Annotated in this window: 13 protein-coding genes and 1 tRNA gene; 10 read left to right on the forward strand and 4 right to left on the reverse strand. The window is 74.6% G+C overall.

The window, feature by feature from the left end:
- Window positions 1-5 precede the first annotated feature (5 nt).
- Entirely contained in the window at window positions 6-1,790 is a 1,785-nt protein-coding gene (locus tag ABD067_RS00505) for an acyl-CoA dehydrogenase C-terminal domain-containing protein (RefSeq protein WP_343893167.1), read from the forward strand.
- Between the two features lie 20 nt (window positions 1,791-1,810).
- Here the strand turns inward: ABD067_RS00505 and ABD067_RS00510 are convergent, their stop codons facing one another.
- Both ABD067_RS00510 and ABD067_RS00515 read right to left on the reverse strand, forming a co-directional pair.
- Window positions 1,811-2,182: an HNH endonuclease family protein gene (locus ABD067_RS00510; RefSeq protein WP_343893168.1), complete on the reverse strand. Its 372-nt coding sequence runs from the start codon at window positions 2,180-2,182 to the stop codon at window positions 1,811-1,813.
- Window positions 2,183-2,266: 84 nt separating this feature from the next.
- Window positions 2,267-2,342: transfer RNA gene (locus ABD067_RS00515), tRNA-Ile, on the reverse strand.
- 82 nt (window positions 2,343-2,424) lie between these two features.
- Here ABD067_RS00515 and ABD067_RS00520 point away from each other — a divergent pair.
- From ABD067_RS00520 to ABD067_RS00535, 4 genes are all read left to right on the forward strand, one after another.
- A complete protein-coding gene (locus ABD067_RS00520; protein WP_343893169.1) occupies window positions 2,425-2,862 on the forward strand; it encodes a CoA-binding protein in 438 nt (145 codons plus the stop codon).
- Window positions 2,863-2,980: 118 nt separating this feature from the next.
- Window positions 2,981-3,820 carry a DUF2076 domain-containing protein gene (locus tag ABD067_RS00525; protein ID WP_343893170.1) on the forward strand — a complete coding sequence of 280 codons (840 nt, stop codon included), beginning with the start codon at window positions 2,981-2,983 and terminating at the stop codon, window positions 3,818-3,820.
- A gap of 114 nt (window positions 3,821-3,934) precedes the next feature.
- Entirely contained in the window at window positions 3,935-5,266 is a 1,332-nt protein-coding gene (locus tag ABD067_RS00530; RefSeq protein ID WP_343893171.1) for an NAD(P)/FAD-dependent oxidoreductase, read from the forward strand.
- Between the two features lie 35 nt (window positions 5,267-5,301).
- Entirely contained in the window at window positions 5,302-6,345 is a 1,044-nt protein-coding gene (locus ABD067_RS00535) for an amino acid ABC transporter substrate-binding protein (protein WP_343893172.1), read from the forward strand.
- Window positions 6,346-6,379: 34 nt separating this feature from the next.
- On the opposite strand, the gene ABD067_RS00540 is transcribed toward ABD067_RS00535, so the two are convergent.
- Window positions 6,380-8,545, reverse strand: a complete 2,166-nt coding sequence (locus tag ABD067_RS00540) for a PAS domain-containing sensor histidine kinase (RefSeq protein WP_343893173.1) — start codon at window positions 8,543-8,545, stop codon at window positions 6,380-6,382.
- A gap of 388 nt (window positions 8,546-8,933) precedes the next feature.
- Here ABD067_RS00540 and ABD067_RS00545 point away from each other — a divergent pair, with 388 nt between their 5' ends.
- The 4 genes from ABD067_RS00545 to ABD067_RS00560 all read left to right on the forward strand — a co-directional run bounded on the left by ABD067_RS00545 (window position 8,934) and on the right by ABD067_RS00560 (window position 12,466).
- Complete coding sequence (locus ABD067_RS00545) at window positions 8,934-10,187, forward strand: MFS transporter (RefSeq protein ID WP_343893174.1); 1,254 nt, start codon at window positions 8,934-8,936, stop codon at window positions 10,185-10,187.
- Between the two features lie 2 nt (window positions 10,188-10,189).
- Window positions 10,190-10,864 carry a trimeric intracellular cation channel family protein gene (locus ABD067_RS00550; protein ID WP_343893175.1) on the forward strand — a complete coding sequence of 225 codons (675 nt, stop codon included), beginning with the start codon at window positions 10,190-10,192 and terminating at the stop codon, window positions 10,862-10,864.
- A 43-nt stretch (window positions 10,865-10,907) separates the two neighbouring features.
- Window positions 10,908-11,699 carry an SDR family NAD(P)-dependent oxidoreductase gene (locus tag ABD067_RS00555; protein ID WP_343893176.1) on the forward strand — a complete coding sequence of 264 codons (792 nt, stop codon included), beginning with the start codon at window positions 10,908-10,910 and terminating at the stop codon, window positions 11,697-11,699.
- A gap of 302 nt (window positions 11,700-12,001) precedes the next feature.
- The gene (locus ABD067_RS00560) at window positions 12,002-12,466 is read left to right on the forward strand and encodes a hypothetical protein (RefSeq protein WP_343893177.1); all 465 of its coding nucleotides are present in this window, start codon (window positions 12,002-12,004) and stop codon (window positions 12,464-12,466) included.
- 145 nt (window positions 12,467-12,611) lie between these two features.
- On the opposite strand, the gene ABD067_RS00565 is transcribed toward ABD067_RS00560, so the two are convergent.
- Window positions 12,612-13,943 (reverse strand): BaiN/RdsA family NAD(P)/FAD-dependent oxidoreductase, encoded by a 1,332-nt coding sequence (locus tag ABD067_RS00565; protein WP_343893178.1) that lies wholly within the window; start codon window positions 13,941-13,943, stop codon window positions 12,612-12,614.
- Here ABD067_RS00565 and ABD067_RS00570 point away from each other — a divergent pair.
- A complete protein-coding gene (locus tag ABD067_RS00570) occupies window positions 13,942-14,376 on the forward strand; it encodes a hypothetical protein (protein ID WP_343893179.1) in 435 nt (144 codons plus the stop codon). The genes ABD067_RS00565 and ABD067_RS00570 overlap by 2 nt on opposite strands.
- Window positions 14,377-14,390: the final 14 nt, after the last annotated feature.

Below are 14,390 nucleotides of genomic sequence, written 5' to 3' on the forward strand. Positions count from 1 at the left end.
CATTGATGCCCGCCTACAAGGCCCCCCTGCGCGACATGCGCTTCCTCCTGAACGAGATCGCCGACCCCGCGCGCCTCCAAGCCCTCCCGGGCTGCGAGGAGGTGACGCCCGACCTGATCGACCCGGTGCTGGAGGAGGCGGCGAAGCTCTGCGAGGAGGTGCTGCTCCCCCTCAACCGTTCCGGTGACGAGGAGGGCTGCACCATCGAGAACGGCGTGGTCCGCACGCCCAAGGGTTTCCCGGAAGCCTACCGCGCCTTTTGCGAGGGCGGCTGGACGGCGCTGGCCTGCCACCCCGAGGACGGCGGCCAAGGGCTGCCGCACACGCTGTCCATGCTGGTGGAGGAGATGATCTGCTCCGCCAACCTCTCCTTCGGGATGTACCCGGGCCTTTCGCACGGCGCCTACGCGGCCATCCGCGCGCACGGCTCGCCGGAGCTGCGCGAGACGTACCTGCCGCGCCTCGCCTCGGGCGAGTGGAGCGGCACCATGTGCCTCACCGAGCCGCAGTGCGGCACCGACCTCGGCCTGATCCGCACCAAGGCGGTGCCCTCCGACGACGGCTCCTTCCGGATCACCGGCAGCAAGATCTTCATCTCGGCCGGCGAGCACGACCTGGCCGAGAACATCATCCACCTGGTGCTGGCGAAGCTGCCGGACGCGCCCTCCGGCACGCGCGGCATCAGCCTGTTCCTGGTGCCGAAGTTCCTGCCCGCCGAGGACGGGCGGCCGGGCGTGCGCAACGGCGCGGCCTGCACCTCCATCGAGCACAAGATGGGCATCAAGGCCTCCGCCACCTGCGCCATGAGCTTCGACGAGGCGAAGGGCTGGCTGGTGGGCCAGCCGCACCGCGGCCTCGCCGCCATGTTCACCATGATGAACGCGGCGCGCCTGGGCGTCGGCATCCAGGGGCTCGGCGTCGCCGAGGTCAGCTACCAGAACGCGGTCGCCTACGCGAAGGACCGCATCCAGGGCCGGGCGCTGAACGGCGCCAAGCACCCGGAGAAGGCGGCCGACCCGATCATCGTCCACCCGGACGTGCGGCGCATGCTGCTGACCATGAAGGCCAACATCGAGGGCTGCCGCGCGCTGAGCGTGCTGACCGCCCTGGAGCACGACGTGTCGCTCCGCCACCCGGACGCGGCGGTGCGGCAGGCGGCGGACGATTTCGTGTCGTTGATGACGCCGGTCATCAAGGCGATGTTCACCGACATGGGCTTCGAGTCCGCCGTGACGGGCATGCAGGTGCTGGGCGGGCACGGCTACATCCGCGAGTGGGGGATGGAGCAGTTCGTGCGCGACGCCCGCATCGCGCAGATCTACGAGGGCACCAACGGCATCCAGGCGCTCGACCTCGTCGGCCGCAAGATGCCGAGCCACGCCGGCCGCCTGCTCCGCCGCTTCTTCCACCCGGTCCTCGCCTACATCGAGGAGAAGGGCGAGGACGAGCGCATGGCGGAGTTCGTGCTGCCGCTCTCCAAGGCGTTCGGCCGCTTGCAGCAGGCCACCGCCGAGGTGGCGCGCCGCGGCATGGGCGACCCTTTCGAGGCCGGCGCCGCGGCGACCGAGTACCTCCGCCTCTTCGGCCTGACCGCCCTCGCCTATGTCTGGGCGCGCATGGCCGAGGTCGCGCTGGACAAGGCCGACGAGGACCCCACCGGCTTCTACCGCGCCAAGCTCGGCACGGCGCGCTTCTTCATGGAGCGCCTGTTGCCGCAGACCGGGGCGCTGACCTCGGCGATCATGGCCGGCGGGAAGTCGCTGCGGGAGTTCGAGGAGGCGGCGTTCTGACGGCCGGGGGTCGCCCGCCGTCAGGCGCGGCGGCCCCGGTGCGGCCCGTTCTTGCCGCGCGAGCGCCGCGTGGGCGCGTGGAAGTCCGGGGGCTTGTCCCGCACCCATTCGAGGAAGCGCGCGATCTCCGGCTCGGCGCGCAGGCTCCCGATATCGGACAGGCGGCGGGCCAACTCGGCCTCGTTGAAACGCGCGTGGATCGCGCTGTGGCAGATCTGGTGCAGCAGCACCGTGCCCAGCCGTGCGCCGCCCTTGAGGCGCGGCGTGAGGTGGTGGCGGCTGGCGCGGGCGCCTTCCGGGATCGGGCGCCCGCAGAGGGCGCACACGGAGGCCGGCGCGGCAACGGCGTCGTCTTCGGGCGGCGGCTGCGGCTTCGCCGCGCGGCGTGGCAAGGCTGCGGGGTTCCGGTACGCGGTGGCGGGAGGGTGCGCAGCCTATCTGGAGGCGCGGCGCCGCGTCGGAAGGGGCGACGGGGGTGGTGGGCCCGGCAGGATTCGAACCTGCAACCAAACCGTTATGAGCGGTCCGCTCTGACCGTTGAGCTACAGGCCCCGCCGTGCCGCGTTTCAATGCCGGCGCGACGCCGTCCTGGCAAGCGCGGCGCATCGCGCCCCGGAAGGAGAAGAAGCCGACCATGACCGCAACCGACGACGAGATACGCGACATCCTGCTCTCCACCCGGCGCATCGCGGTGGTCGGGGCGTCCGACAAGCCGGCGCGGCCGAGCTTCGGCGTGGCGGCCTTCCTGCGCGAGCGCGGGTACGCGGTGACGCCGGTCAACCCCGGCATCGCCGGCCGCGCGCTGCACGGCGCCACGGTGGCGGCGCGGCTCGACGACGCGGCGCCGCTCGACATGGTGGACGTGTTCCGCCGCTCCTCGGAGGCCGGCGCGGCGGTGGACGAGGCGATCCGCCTCGGCGCGCGCGCCGTTTGGCTCCAACTCGGCGTGGTGGACGACGCGGCGGGCGAGCGCGCGCGCGCGGCCGGGCTGCGCTTCGTGCAGGACCGATGCCCCGTCATCGAATGGCGCCGTCTCGGCCTGCCGCCCCGCATCGGCGGCGGCGCTGCTTGAAAGCGCCCGGTTGCCGGGCCACTTGCCCGCGCGTGGACCCGGGAGACGGATCGCCCGGAGAACGGGCGGCGAGTTCGACGGGCCATCCCCAACGGGCGGACAGGGAGACCGAGGACCGATGAACCAGGACGAGCGGCAGATCATCACCCAGTTCGTGGAGCGCGTCGCGGGCGCGGCGCCGCCTCCGCCGAACGGGGCGGCGACCGGCGGCCCGTGGGGCGGCGGCTCCGTGCCGGCCACCCAGCAGCAGGCCCGGCCTCCCCTCCCGCCGGTGGACAAGGAGGCGGACGCGCTGATCTCGGACCTGTTCAACAGGCACCCGGAGGCGCGGTACCGCATCACCCAGACCGCCTTCGTCCAAGAAGCCGCGCTGGTGGAGGCGCAGAACCGCATCCGCCAGCTCGAATGGGAGGTGGAGAACGCCCGCCGCCAAGCGCAGGCGCAGCCGCAGAAGAGCGGCGGCCTCTTCGGCGGCATGTTCGGCGGCGGCCAGCAGCAGCGCCAAGCCCCGCCGATGCCCCCGCGCCCGCAGCCGGTCTACCCGCCGGGCTACAATCCGGCGATGCTCCAGCAGCAGCAAGGCCGCAGCGGCTCCGGCTTCCTCGGCACGGCCATGATGACGGCGGCGGGCGTCGCGGGCGGCATGGTGCTCGGCAACATGCTGATGAACGCCTTTTCTGGCGGCGGGGCGGCGCACGCGGCAACTCCGGCGGGCGACACGGGCGCGGCCGCGGACGGCGGCTTCGGGCAGGAGGCGGTGCCGGCCTCTTCGCCGTGGACCGACCCCGGCGCGGCCGCGGCCTCGCAGGGCTTCGGCGAAGAAGGCGGCGCCAAGTCCGACTGGGCCGGCGGCGGCGACCAGGGCGGCGGTTGGGGCGGCCAGGACGCGACTCCCGCCGGCTACGACGACGCCGGCTCCTTCGACGACGGCGGCGGCGGCTACGACGAAGAGATCTGACGCCCCGCCGGGTTGAACGCGCCGCCCCGCCGCTCGACGCGCGGCGGGGCGGCGTGACGGCCGCCTGCTCCCGCGCTTAACCTGCCGCTTTCCTGCGAAGGGCGGCGGGTCGGCATGGCACCGAGGGTGGACGGCTTCGAGGGCGACGCGGCGTTGCCGGCACGGGTCGATGTTTGCGTCGTCGGCGGCGGCGTCATCGGCGTCATGGCCGCGCTCACCTTGGCGGAGCGGGGCGTTTCCGTCGCGCTGGTCGAGAAGGGCCGCATCGCCGGCGAGCAGTCCAGCCGCAACTGGGGCTGGTGCCGCCGCATGGGGCGCGACGCCGCCGAGATACCTCTTTCCGTCGAGGCCCTCCGGCAGTGGGAGGGCATGGACGCGCGGCTGGGCGAGGCCACGGGCTTCCGCCGCGCCGGCGTGGTCTACCTCCACGAGACGCCCCGCCACGCCGCCGCGCATGAGGCTTGGCTGGAGCACGCGCGGCCCTTCCAGATCGAATCGAAGCTGCTGACGCCGGACGAGGTGCAGGCCCTGCTGCCCGGCGCCGCGCGGCGCTGGCACGGCGGGATGCACACGCCGGGCGACGGCCGCGCCGAACCTTCGATGGCGGTTCCGGCCATGGCGCGGGCCGCGCGACGGGCCGACGCCGCCGTCCTCACCGGATGCGCAGTGCGCGGGCTCGACCTCGTCGCCGGGCGCGTCGCCGGCGTGGTGACGGAGCGGGGGCGGATCGGCTGCGGCGCGGTGGTCCTCGCGGCCGGCGCTTGGTCGCGGCTGTTCCTCGGCAACCACGGGGTCGATTTCCCGCAGCTCAAGGTCCGCGGCTCGGTGCTGCGGACGGAGCCCTTGGAGGGGCTGCCGGAGCAGGCGGTCGGCGGGAACGGCTTCGCCTTCCGCAAGCGGCAGGACGGCGGGTACACGGTGGCGCACCGCGGCGGCAGCGTCGCGGAGATCGTGCCCGACAGCTTCCGCCTCATGTTCGATTTCCTGCCGGCGCTGCGCAAGCAGCGCGACGAGATCCGCCTGCGCGTCGGGCGCCGCTTCCTCGAGGAGGCGCGGCTGCCCCGGCGCTGGCCGCTCGACGCGCGGACGCCCTTCGAAGCGGTGCGCGTGCTCGACCCGGAGCCGATGGGGGGCATCCTCGACGAGGCGCGGGCCAACCTGGCGCGCGCCTTCCCCGGCTTCGCCGGGATGCGCGTGGCCGAGAGCTGGGCCGGGTTGATCGACGTGACGCCGGACGCGGTGCCCGTCATCTCGCCGGTGGCCGCCCTGCCCGGCCTCGTGCTGGCGAGCGGCTTCTCCGGGCACGGCTTCGGCCTTGGGCCGGGGGCCGGGCGGCTAGCGGCCGAACTCGCCACCGGAGCGCCGCCGGTGGTGGACCCCTCGCCCTTCCGGCTGTCGCGCTTCGCCCGCGCGGAAGCGCCGGACGCCGCCGCGCTGGCGGCCTGACGAGATGAGAACCAGCACAACGGGAGCCCTCGCCCATGCGCCTCCGGACGATCCTCGCCGCCGCGGCGGCGGCGCTCGCCGCTTCGTTGTTGCCGTCGCAAGCGACCGCCCAGCAACGCGGCGGCAGCGGCTCCGCGACCCTGGACGCGGTCCGCTCGCGCGGGGCGCTGAACTGCGGCGTGTCCGGCGAGATCGCGGGCTTTTCGCTGCCGGACAGCCGGGGCGTCATGCAGGGCATGGACGCGGACTATTGCCGCGCCATCGCCGCCGCGGTGCTGGGCGACGCCGGCAAGGTGCGCTTTTCCAACCTCTCGGCGCAGAACCGCTTCACCGCGCTCCAATCCGGCGAGGTGGACGTGCTGATCCGCAACACCGGCTGGTCGCTGACGCGGGAGGCCAACCTCGGCCTGCTGTTCGCCGCCACCAACTTCTGGGACGGCACCACCTTCATCGTGCGGTCGGACGCGGGCGTGTCCTCGCCCAAGCGGCTCGACGGCGCCGGGGTGTGCGTCCGGCCGGGCACCAGCACGGAGCTGGACGTGGCCGACTTCTTCCGCAGCAACCGACTCCGCTTCACGCCGGTGCTGATCGGGGGCGTGACGGAAGTGCAGGAGGCGTTCCTGTCCGGGCGCTGCGACGCCTTCGCCACCGACGCCTCGCAGCTCGCGGGCTTCCGCTGGCGGCTCGGGCCGGAGCGGGCGAGGCAGTACGTCATCCTCGGCGAGATGATCTCCACCGGGCCCTCGGGGAGCATGGTGCGCAAGGGCGACGACCGCTGGTTCGACGTGGTGCGCTGGGTCCATTTCGCGCAGGTCACGGCCGAGGCGCTGGGGGTGAAGGGCGCCGAACTCGCGAAGCACGCGGACAGCGCCGACCCGGACGTGCGGCGGCTGCTCGGGCGGCAGGGCGACCTCGGGCAGGCGCTGGGCCTCGACAACGCCTGGGCCTACGAGATCCTGCGGCAGGTGGGCAACTACGGCGAGCTGTGGGAGCGGCACATCACGCCGATGGGCATCGAGCGCGGGCGGAACGCGCTGTGGACGCAGGGCGGGCTGCAATTCGCGCCGCAGATGCGGTGAGGGACGGCGGCTGCCTCGCCCGTTTCACGCGCACCTAGCGGCCGGGTGGCAGGCGGATTTCGCAGCGCAGGCCTTCCGGCTCGAAGCGCAGGTCCGCGGCCACCCCGGACTGCGCCGCCAGCCCGTGCTGGAGCAGCCGCAAGCCGAAGCCGCGCCGGGTCGGCGGTCCCGGGACCGGCGGCCCGCCCCGCTCGATCCATTCCAAAAGGTGCGCGCCGCCGTCCGGATTCATGCCGCAGGAGACGGACACGTGGCCGTCGGGCGCCGACAGGGCACCGTGCTTGAGGGCGTTGGTGGCGAGTTCGTGCAGCGCCAGGGCCAAGGACAAGGCCTGCGCGGGTGGTAGCGGCGAATCCGACACGCAGGCACCAAGGTCCAGGCGCGCCTCGTCCCCGTCCGCGGTTGGGGTCAGCGCTGCGCGCACCACCTCCGCGAGTGGGGCACCCTCCCAGTCCTTCTGCGTGAGCAGATCGTGGGCGCGGGCCAGCGCAACCAGGCGCGCCTGGAACGCCCCCGTGAAGGCGGGCAGGTCGGCGGCGCCGCGCGCCGTCTGGAAAGCGAGCGACTGCACCACCGCCAGCGTGTTCTTGACGCGGTGGTTCAACTCGTTGGCCAGCAGCGTCCGCCGCTCTTCGGCCCGCTTGCGCTCCGTGATGTCGGCGAACACGCCCACCATCCGCGCGGGCCTGTCGCCCGCGCCCGGCAGGGCATCGCCGAGGCTGGCCACGGCGCGCTCGCCGCCGCCGGGCAAGGTGACGCGGTACTCAGTCTCCAGGCGCCGCCGGGCGGCGACGGCGGCCAGCGATTCGGCGAGTACGCGCTGCCGATCGCCGGGGTGGATGCGCTCGAACACTTCGTCGGCTCGGTTGCCCCAATCGGTGGCGAGGCCGAGGATTTCGCGGCTGCGCTCGTCGAGCACCGCGAAGCCGGTCGCGGTATCCCACTCCCAGGTGCCGAGCCGCGCCGCGGCCAGGGCCGCGCGGCGGCGCCCCTCGCTCTCGCGCAGCGCCGCTTCGGCCCGCAGGCGCTCGCGCACCACGGCCACATGGTTGGCGATCGTGCCGAGGAACTCCGCCTCCTCCTCGGAGAAGCGGGCGCGGATGCGCGAGCCGAACGAGATGGTCCCGAGGAGCCGGCTGCCGCCTGCGAGGAGCGGAAAGACCGCGTAGGCCCGGACGCCAAGTGCCCGCAGGGCCGCCGCCGCCGGGTCGCCGGACGCCCCTGCGTCGGCCAGGTGCACGGCGCGCCGGGCCTGCGCCGCCGCGCCGCACACGGCCTCGCCGAGAGCCAGCCGGGCGAACCCGGGCCGGGCTTCCTCCGGCACGCCGAAGCTGGAAGCGAGTAGGAGCCCGCAGTCCTCGCCCACGACGTAGCTGAAGGAGATGTCCACGCCGAACTCCTCCGACAGTTCGCGGAAGACCGGCCGCAGCACCTCGTCCGGGTCGGTTGCGCCCAGCAGCCCGGCCGCGGTGTCATTTAAGAGCCGCAGGCGGCGCTCGCGCCCGCGCAGCGCCTCTTCGGCCCGCCGCTGCTCCGTGCGGTCGCGCATGATCTTGAGTAGGCCGAGCGGCGGCGCGTCCGGCCCGGCCGCCGGGTCTCGCAGCGGCGTCACCAGCCCGCTGCTCCAGAAGCGCGAGCCGTCCTTCCTGACGTGCCAGCGCTCGTCGGCCGCGCGGCCCTCGGCCAGCGCCCCCGCCGCTTCGTGCTCCGGCGCCCCAGCCGCCCGGTCCTCGGGCGTGAAGAACGTGTCGGCCGGGCGGCCGACGATCTCTATTTCCGACCAGCCGAGCAGCCTTTCCGCGCCCGCGTTCCAGGTGACGACGCGCCGGTTGAGGTCCGTGGCGAGGATCGCGTAGTCGGTGGCACTGTCGAGCAAGAGGCGAAGCCGCTCTTCGCTGGCGCGCAGCGCCGCCCGGCTGGCCGCGAGGTCCGCGTTGGCCCGGAGCAGCGCCTCGTTGTCCGGTCCGCCCGCCGCCGTCCCGCCGACGTGCGGCTCCCCGACGCCGGCGAAGGCCGTGGCATCCGTGTGCCCGTCCCGCTCGCCCGGGGGTCCGGCCGCGTGCGGCGCGGCGGCGCACCCGGCACCGCCACGCGCAAGCGCTTGCCGCAGCGCTGCGACCTCGGCCTCAAGCTCGGCAACTCGGCGGACGGGACCGTCTGGCTGGTCCTGCCGAGCCGCGCTGGGAACGCGGCCGATCATCCCGGCGTTTGTGTTGGGCGCGAGCGCACGAGGGAAAGAGACCCTTTTGTCTTCAACCTCAACACGTCCCCGCCCGGAGCGTTCCCGTGCACATTTATGCCGCGGCCGCACGTGTCGGACGGTGCCTGCCCCGCGCTAGGGGCGGGCGGCGGTACCCTGGCGGACCTGTCCATTCAAGGGGCTACGTTTCCCGAGCCCCAGGCCATTGTCCGAGACGTGATCGGGCCATGCGCCCTCAGCGATCGGCCGTCTCGCGTCTGAAGCGAACCGCCGGTCGGTCTCGATGGCCGGTGATGCCGTGGCGCCTGCCCCGAGCCGTCCGCGGCGCGGCGCGCCCACCCCCGTCGCGCGCGTTGACGGAAGGGCTCTCTGGACGCAGCTTCTCCGGATGCATGCCGACCAGACCTCCGCGGCCACCGCGCACGGCCGGGGCCGCGACATCCGTATCTGCGCCCTGATCGGCACCGGGCATTTCCTTAGCCACTTCTACATGCTGTGCCTGCCGCCGTTGTTCCTGTCCTGGCGCGACGAATTCGGGGTGTCCTATGCGGCGCTCGGCCTCGTGGTGGCGTTGATGAGCGGTACCACGGCAGCCTTGCAGACGCCGGTGGGGTTCTGGGTGGATCGGTACGGGGCGCGGCCCTTCCTGGTCGGCGGCACGCTTCTGATGGCGCTGTCCGTCGCAGCGATGGGGCTGGCGCCGGGGTTCTGGATGATCCTGGTGCTCGCCGTCCTTTCGGGGGTGGGAAACAGCGTCATCCACCCGGCGGACTACGCCATCCTCGCGGGCAGCATCGACAAGGGCTTCATGGGCCGCGCCTTCGCGCTGCACACCTTCACCGGCAACCTCGGCTTCGCCCTGGCGCCGCCGACCATAGCCCTGATGCTCCACTTCATGGACTGGCGCGCGGCGCTGTTGCTCGTGGGACTGCTCGGGGTGCCGGTGGTGGGCGCGATCTTGTTGCAGAGCCGGGTGCTGCACGACCAGCCGAAGGCCCGGAAGCAAGAGACGGGGCCGACCGGGCGGGCGCTGCTGCTGAGCCGGCCGATGCTGCTGTTCTTCGCCTTCTTCCTCCTGTCCTCCATGGCCGGGTCCGGCGTGCAGGCTTGGCTGGTGACGGTGCTCGGCAAGCTCTGGGGGACGCCGGTGCTGGTCGCGTCCTCGGCGCTCACCGGGTACATGGTGGGCGCCACGGCGGGCACGCTGGTCGGCGGTTGGATGGCCGACCGGATGCGGCACGGCGGCCTGTTCGGCGCGGTGGTGCTGTTGACGCTCGGGGCCATGGCGCTGCTGCTGCTGCCGGGGCTGGTGGCGCTGCCGGACGCGCTGCTCTCCGCCGTCGCGGTGTTGGCGGGGCTGGCGCTCGGCACCTCGCGGACGCCGCGCGACGTGATGCTGCGGGACGCTTCGCCGCCGGGCGAGGTCGGCAAGGTGTTCGGCTTCGTCTCCGCCGGGCTGCCGCTCGGCTCGGCCATCACGCCGGTGCCGCTCGGGCTGCTGATCGACTTCGGCTACCCGCATCTGGTGCTGCCGGTGGTGGCCGGGTTGCTCGGCCTCTCCTTGCTCTGCGCCGGCGGGGCGGAAGGCGAGGCGCGGGCGGGGCGGCGGGCGCGGGCCCCGGCGGTGGCGCCGGCCGAGTAGGGTTGTCCGCGCTCGACCAATTCCTGCGCTGGCTCGACCTCGCGGGCATCGCCGTGTTCGCCGCCTCCGGGGCGCTGGTGGCGTCGCGGAAGCGGATGGACGCGGTCGGCTTCGTGGTGGTGGCCGCCGTGACCGGCCTCGGCGGCGGCACCTTGCGGGACCTGCTGCTCGGGCGGACGCCGGTGCTGTGGCTGCGGGCGCCGGAGCCGCTGGCGGTGTGCGCCGCGGCGGCGCTGCTGGTGTTCTTCACGGCGCACTTGGTCGAGAGCCGGTTCCGCGCCTTGCTGTGGGCGGACGCGGTCGGGCTGGCGCTGTTCGCCGTCACCGGCGCGGAACTGGCGCTGATCTCCGGCGCCGACCCTTGGGCCGCGGCGCTGCTGGGCGTGGTTTCGGCCTGCTTCGGCGGCATCGTGCGCGACGTGATCTGCGACGAGGTGCCGCTGATCCTCCGCCGGGAGATCTACCTGACGGCGGCCGGTGCCGGGGCGGCGGCCTTCGTGTTGCTGCGCGTGGCGGGCGGCGCCGGGCGCGGCGCGGCGGTGGCGGCCGGGGTGGCGGTGGCCTTCGGCATCCGGGGGGCGGCGCTGCTGCGAGGCTGGTCCCTGCCGCCCTACCGGGCGCGGCCTGGGCGGGCGTATCCGGAGGACGACGACGGCGCCGGCGGCCGTGGACGGTGATCCGCGCGCTTGCCCGGCGCGGCGGGCGCGCCAGATGGAGGGCATGACCCGAACCACCACCGGCGCACCCCACCACACAGCCCTCGTCACTGGCGCCACCAGCGGCATCGGCGAGGCCTTCGCCCGCGCCCTACCCGCGCGGACGGACCTGCTGCTCACCGGGCGCGACGCGGCGAAGCTGGACCGGCTGGAGGCGGAACTCCCCGCGGCCGGGCGCCGGGTGGAGACGGTGGCGGCCGATCTGGCGACGGACGCGGGGCTCGACGCGGTGTCGGCGCGGGCGGAGGCGTTCGGTGTGGACCTGCTGATCGCCAACGCCGGCGTCGGGCCCTTCGGCGACTTCCTCCAGGCGAGCGAGGAGTCGTTGCGCCAGACGGTGGCCGTCAACGTCATGGCGCCGGTGGTGCTGACGCGGCGGCTGCTGCCCGGGATGCTGGATCGCGCCAAGGCGGCGCGGCGGCGGGCGGGCCTGATCGTGGTGTCCAGCAACGCGGGTTTCGTGCCGGTGCCGCGCTTGGCCGCCTACGCCGCCAGCAAGGCCTTCGACCTGTCCTTGACGGAAGCGCTCGCGGCGGAGCTGGCCGGGGAGCCGGTGGACGTGCTGGCGCTGTGCCCGACGGCGACCCGCACGCGCTTCGCGGCGCGGTCCGGCTTCGGCGGCGGCAATCTGCCGGGCGCCGAGGACCCCGCGGACGTGGCGCGGGCGGCGCTGGGCGCCCTCGGGCGGATGCGGACGCTGGTGCGCGGGCCGTTGAGCGGCTTGCTCCTGAGCGGTCCCGCCTTCGCCCGCGCGGCCTTGGCGCAGACCTTGGCGTTGGCGCTGCCGCGGCGGTAGGGCGGCGTTCGCTCCGCGGGAGGCCCGCTCGCCGCGCTGCGTTCTGGAGGTGGCGACCCGGTCCGAAACGGGGTGAGCCGGGTTGGGAAGCGGGCGCCGGGGCGAGCGCGCCCGGCGGGCAGGCGTCGGGCCGCGCCCGCGCCGGTGGACGCCGCCGCGCTCCGCTTCCTCGGGCGGCGGTTCGGTCCTGACCGCTGCCGCCGCGCCGTTCCGGTGGTCGTGCGGGCGGAACCGCGGTGGCCGCCGGCCTTTCTTCTCGCCATGCGCGGGGAACCGGCCGCGCGGCGCGGGCGGGAGGCGTGATGGAAGGGCTTTGGGCATCGTTCGGCATCGGCTTCGTGGCCGGGCTGCGCAGCATGACGGCCGGCGCCGCGCTGAGCTGGGCCGCCTCGCTCGGGCGGACGCGGACCGCGCTGATCCCGGCCGGCCCCGGGCCGCGCGGCCTCCTCACGGCGGCGGCCCTGGCCGAGATGGCCGGCGACAAGATGCCGTTCGCGCCCGACCGCCGCATCGTGCCGTCGTTCCTGGTGCGCCTCGCGCTCGGCGCGGCCGGTGGCGCGGCGCTGGCCGGGCGCGGTGCGTCGGAGACGGACGGCGCCTTGGCCGGGATGGCCGGGGCTGTCGCGGGCACCCTGCTGGGCCGTGGGGCGCGGGGTGGCGAGCCGCTCTCCGATGGGGGCTGGGCGCGGGGGCTGGCGGAGGACGCGGCGGCGGCGGGGCTCGCCGCGGCGCTGGTGAGTTCGGCGATGCGGCGCGGCCGGGTCTAGACCCGTTCCGGCCTGACCTCGGCCAAGCCGGGATGGGCGCGGCGGCTCACCCCCTCGGCGTCATCGCCCGGGGCGAGCGCCGGCCGGCCCGGTCGAGCGCGCCGCCGCTGCCCGGGTACGCCGCTCCGGGCCGGGAACCGTTGCTTCATCCAAGCCCCTGGGATGCGGGGCGGCTGCCCAGGCGCGGCGCGGTCGATAAGCAGGCTCGCCCCTGTTCCTCCCGCAGCCATTCCACCGCCCCCTGCCCCGCGGCCGCGCCGGTGGCGAAGCAGGCTTGCAGGAGGTAGCCGCCGGTCGGGGCTTCCCAATCCAGCATCTCGCCCGCGGCGAAAACGCCGGGGCGGGAGCGCAGCATGAACCGCTCGTCCACCTCGCCCCAGCGCAGGCCGCCGGCGGAGGAGATGGCGCCGGCGATCGGCTCGGGTGCGGTGAGTCGGAGGGGCAGTGCCTTGACCAACCGGGAAAGCGGCTGGTCGTGGCGGCCATTGTGGAGGGCTTCTTGCACCAGCCCGACGGCGACCGGCGGCAGGCCGGCGGCGCGGCGGAGGTGGTTGGACAGCGACAGGGAGCCGCGCGGTCCGTCCAGGCGGCGGGCCAGCGCATCAGGGGCGAGGTCCGGGCGCAGGTCGAGCCGCGCCGTCGCGGCGCCCTCGGCTTCGATGGCGTTGCGCAAGGGCGCGGACAGGGCGTAGACGGCGCCGCCTTCGATGCCAGTCGCGGTGACGACCGCTTCGCCGCGCTGCCGCCGGCCACGGAATTCCAGGGCGATGCGCTTCAGCGGCGCGCCTTCGAAGCGGCGGCGGAAGGTGTCGGACCAGGCGCAGCGGAAGCCGCAATTGGATGGGCGGAAGGGCGCGACCGCGGCGTCCGGCAGCAGCGCCGGCCACGCGCCGTCCGAGCCGAGCCGCGGCCAGGACGCGCCGCCGAGCGCCAGCACCGTGGCGGCGGAGCGGAACGAAGCCGGGCCATCCGGCGTGTCGAAGCGGAGGGCGCCATCGGCGTCCAGGCCCGTCCAGCGGTGGCGCGGGCGGAGGGCGACGCCGAGCGCCGCCAAGCGGTTCAGCCAAGCGCGCAGGAGCGGCGACGCCTTCATCGCCCGCGGGAAGACGCGGCCGCTGGAGCCCACGAAGGTCGGCTGGCCCAGGGCTTCGCACCACGCCACCAGGGCCTCGGGCGGGAAGGACTCGACCACCGGGCGCAACCGCTCCGCCGCTCCGCCGTAGCGGGACAGGAAGGCCGGCAGCGGTTCGGAATGGGTGAGGTTCAGCCCGCCGCGCCCGGCGATCAGCAGCTTGCGGGCGGGCGAGGGCATGCGATCGAACACCGTGACGGCGAGGCCGGCGCGCGCCATCGTCTCCGCGGCCATCAGCCCGGCCGGCCCGGCGCCGACCACCGCGACCGCCGCGGAGTCCGCCGGCGAACCGATCGCCGTGCCGCCCGTTGAGGCCGCGAGTTGCAACGAGGGAGATGATGCCATGGCGGACGGATTCCTGTCGGGGCTCGCGCGCCGCGTCTACGAGGCGCGCGACACGGCCGAGGACTACGGGCGCGACGCCGGGCGCCGCGTGCGCGACACGGCCGACCGGGCGCGCGACACGGCGGAGGAGTACGGCGACCACGCCCGGCGCCGCGTGCGCGACCGGGGCGACGACGCCCGCGGCGAGCTGCGCCGGCTGTGGTCGCAGATGGAGGACGTCGTGGAGCGCAACCTGGGCTCTTCGCCCAGGGAAGCGGCCCGCACCGTCGGCGGATACGCGCGCGAATACGCGGACGAAGGCCGGGAACTGGCCTACGACCTCGCCCACCAGATACGCGACGCGACCCGTTCGCGGCCCTTGGTGGCGATCGGCATCGCCGTCGCGGCCACCTTCGTCATCACGAGCCTCCTCAGCAGCAGCAGGCGGCGGTAGGATCGGGCCCGGCC

Source organism: Craurococcus roseus, assembly GCF_039523795.1.
Classification (GTDB): domain Bacteria; phylum Pseudomonadota; class Alphaproteobacteria; order Acetobacterales; family Acetobacteraceae; genus Craurococcus; species Craurococcus roseus.

What these genes read in the sequence shown, in the direction of transcription:
- ABD067_RS00505 (WP_343893167.1), top strand. Translation starts at nt 6, where the DNA reads ATGCCCGCCTACAAGGCCCCCCTGCGCGACATGCGCTTCCTCCTGAAC.
- ABD067_RS00520 (WP_343893169.1), top strand. Translation starts at nt 2,425, where the DNA reads ATGACCGCAACCGACGACGAGATACGCGACATCCTGCTCTCCACCCGG.
- ABD067_RS00525 (WP_343893170.1), top strand. Translation starts at nt 2,981, where the DNA reads ATGAACCAGGACGAGCGGCAGATCATCACCCAGTTCGTGGAGCGCGTC.
- ABD067_RS00530 (WP_343893171.1), top strand. Translation starts at nt 3,935, where the DNA reads ATGGCACCGAGGGTGGACGGCTTCGAGGGCGACGCGGCGTTGCCGGCA.
- ABD067_RS00535 (WP_343893172.1), top strand. Translation starts at nt 5,302, where the DNA reads ATGCGCCTCCGGACGATCCTCGCCGCCGCGGCGGCGGCGCTCGCCGCT.
- ABD067_RS00540 (WP_343893173.1), bottom strand. Translation starts at nt 8,545, where the DNA reads ATGATCGGCCGCGTTCCCAGCGCGGCTCGGCAGGACCAGCCAGACGGT.
- ABD067_RS00545 (WP_343893174.1), top strand. Translation starts at nt 8,934, where the DNA reads ATGCATGCCGACCAGACCTCCGCGGCCACCGCGCACGGCCGGGGCCGC.
- ABD067_RS00555 (WP_343893176.1), top strand. Translation starts at nt 10,908, where the DNA reads ATGACCCGAACCACCACCGGCGCACCCCACCACACAGCCCTCGTCACT.
- ABD067_RS00560 (WP_343893177.1), top strand. Translation starts at nt 12,002, where the DNA reads ATGGAAGGGCTTTGGGCATCGTTCGGCATCGGCTTCGTGGCCGGGCTG.
- ABD067_RS00570 (WP_343893179.1), top strand. Translation starts at nt 13,942, where the DNA reads ATGGCGGACGGATTCCTGTCGGGGCTCGCGCGCCGCGTCTACGAGGCG.
- ABD067_RS00565 (WP_343893178.1), bottom strand. Translation starts at nt 13,943, where the DNA reads ATGGCATCATCTCCCTCGTTGCAACTCGCGGCCTCAACGGGCGGCACG.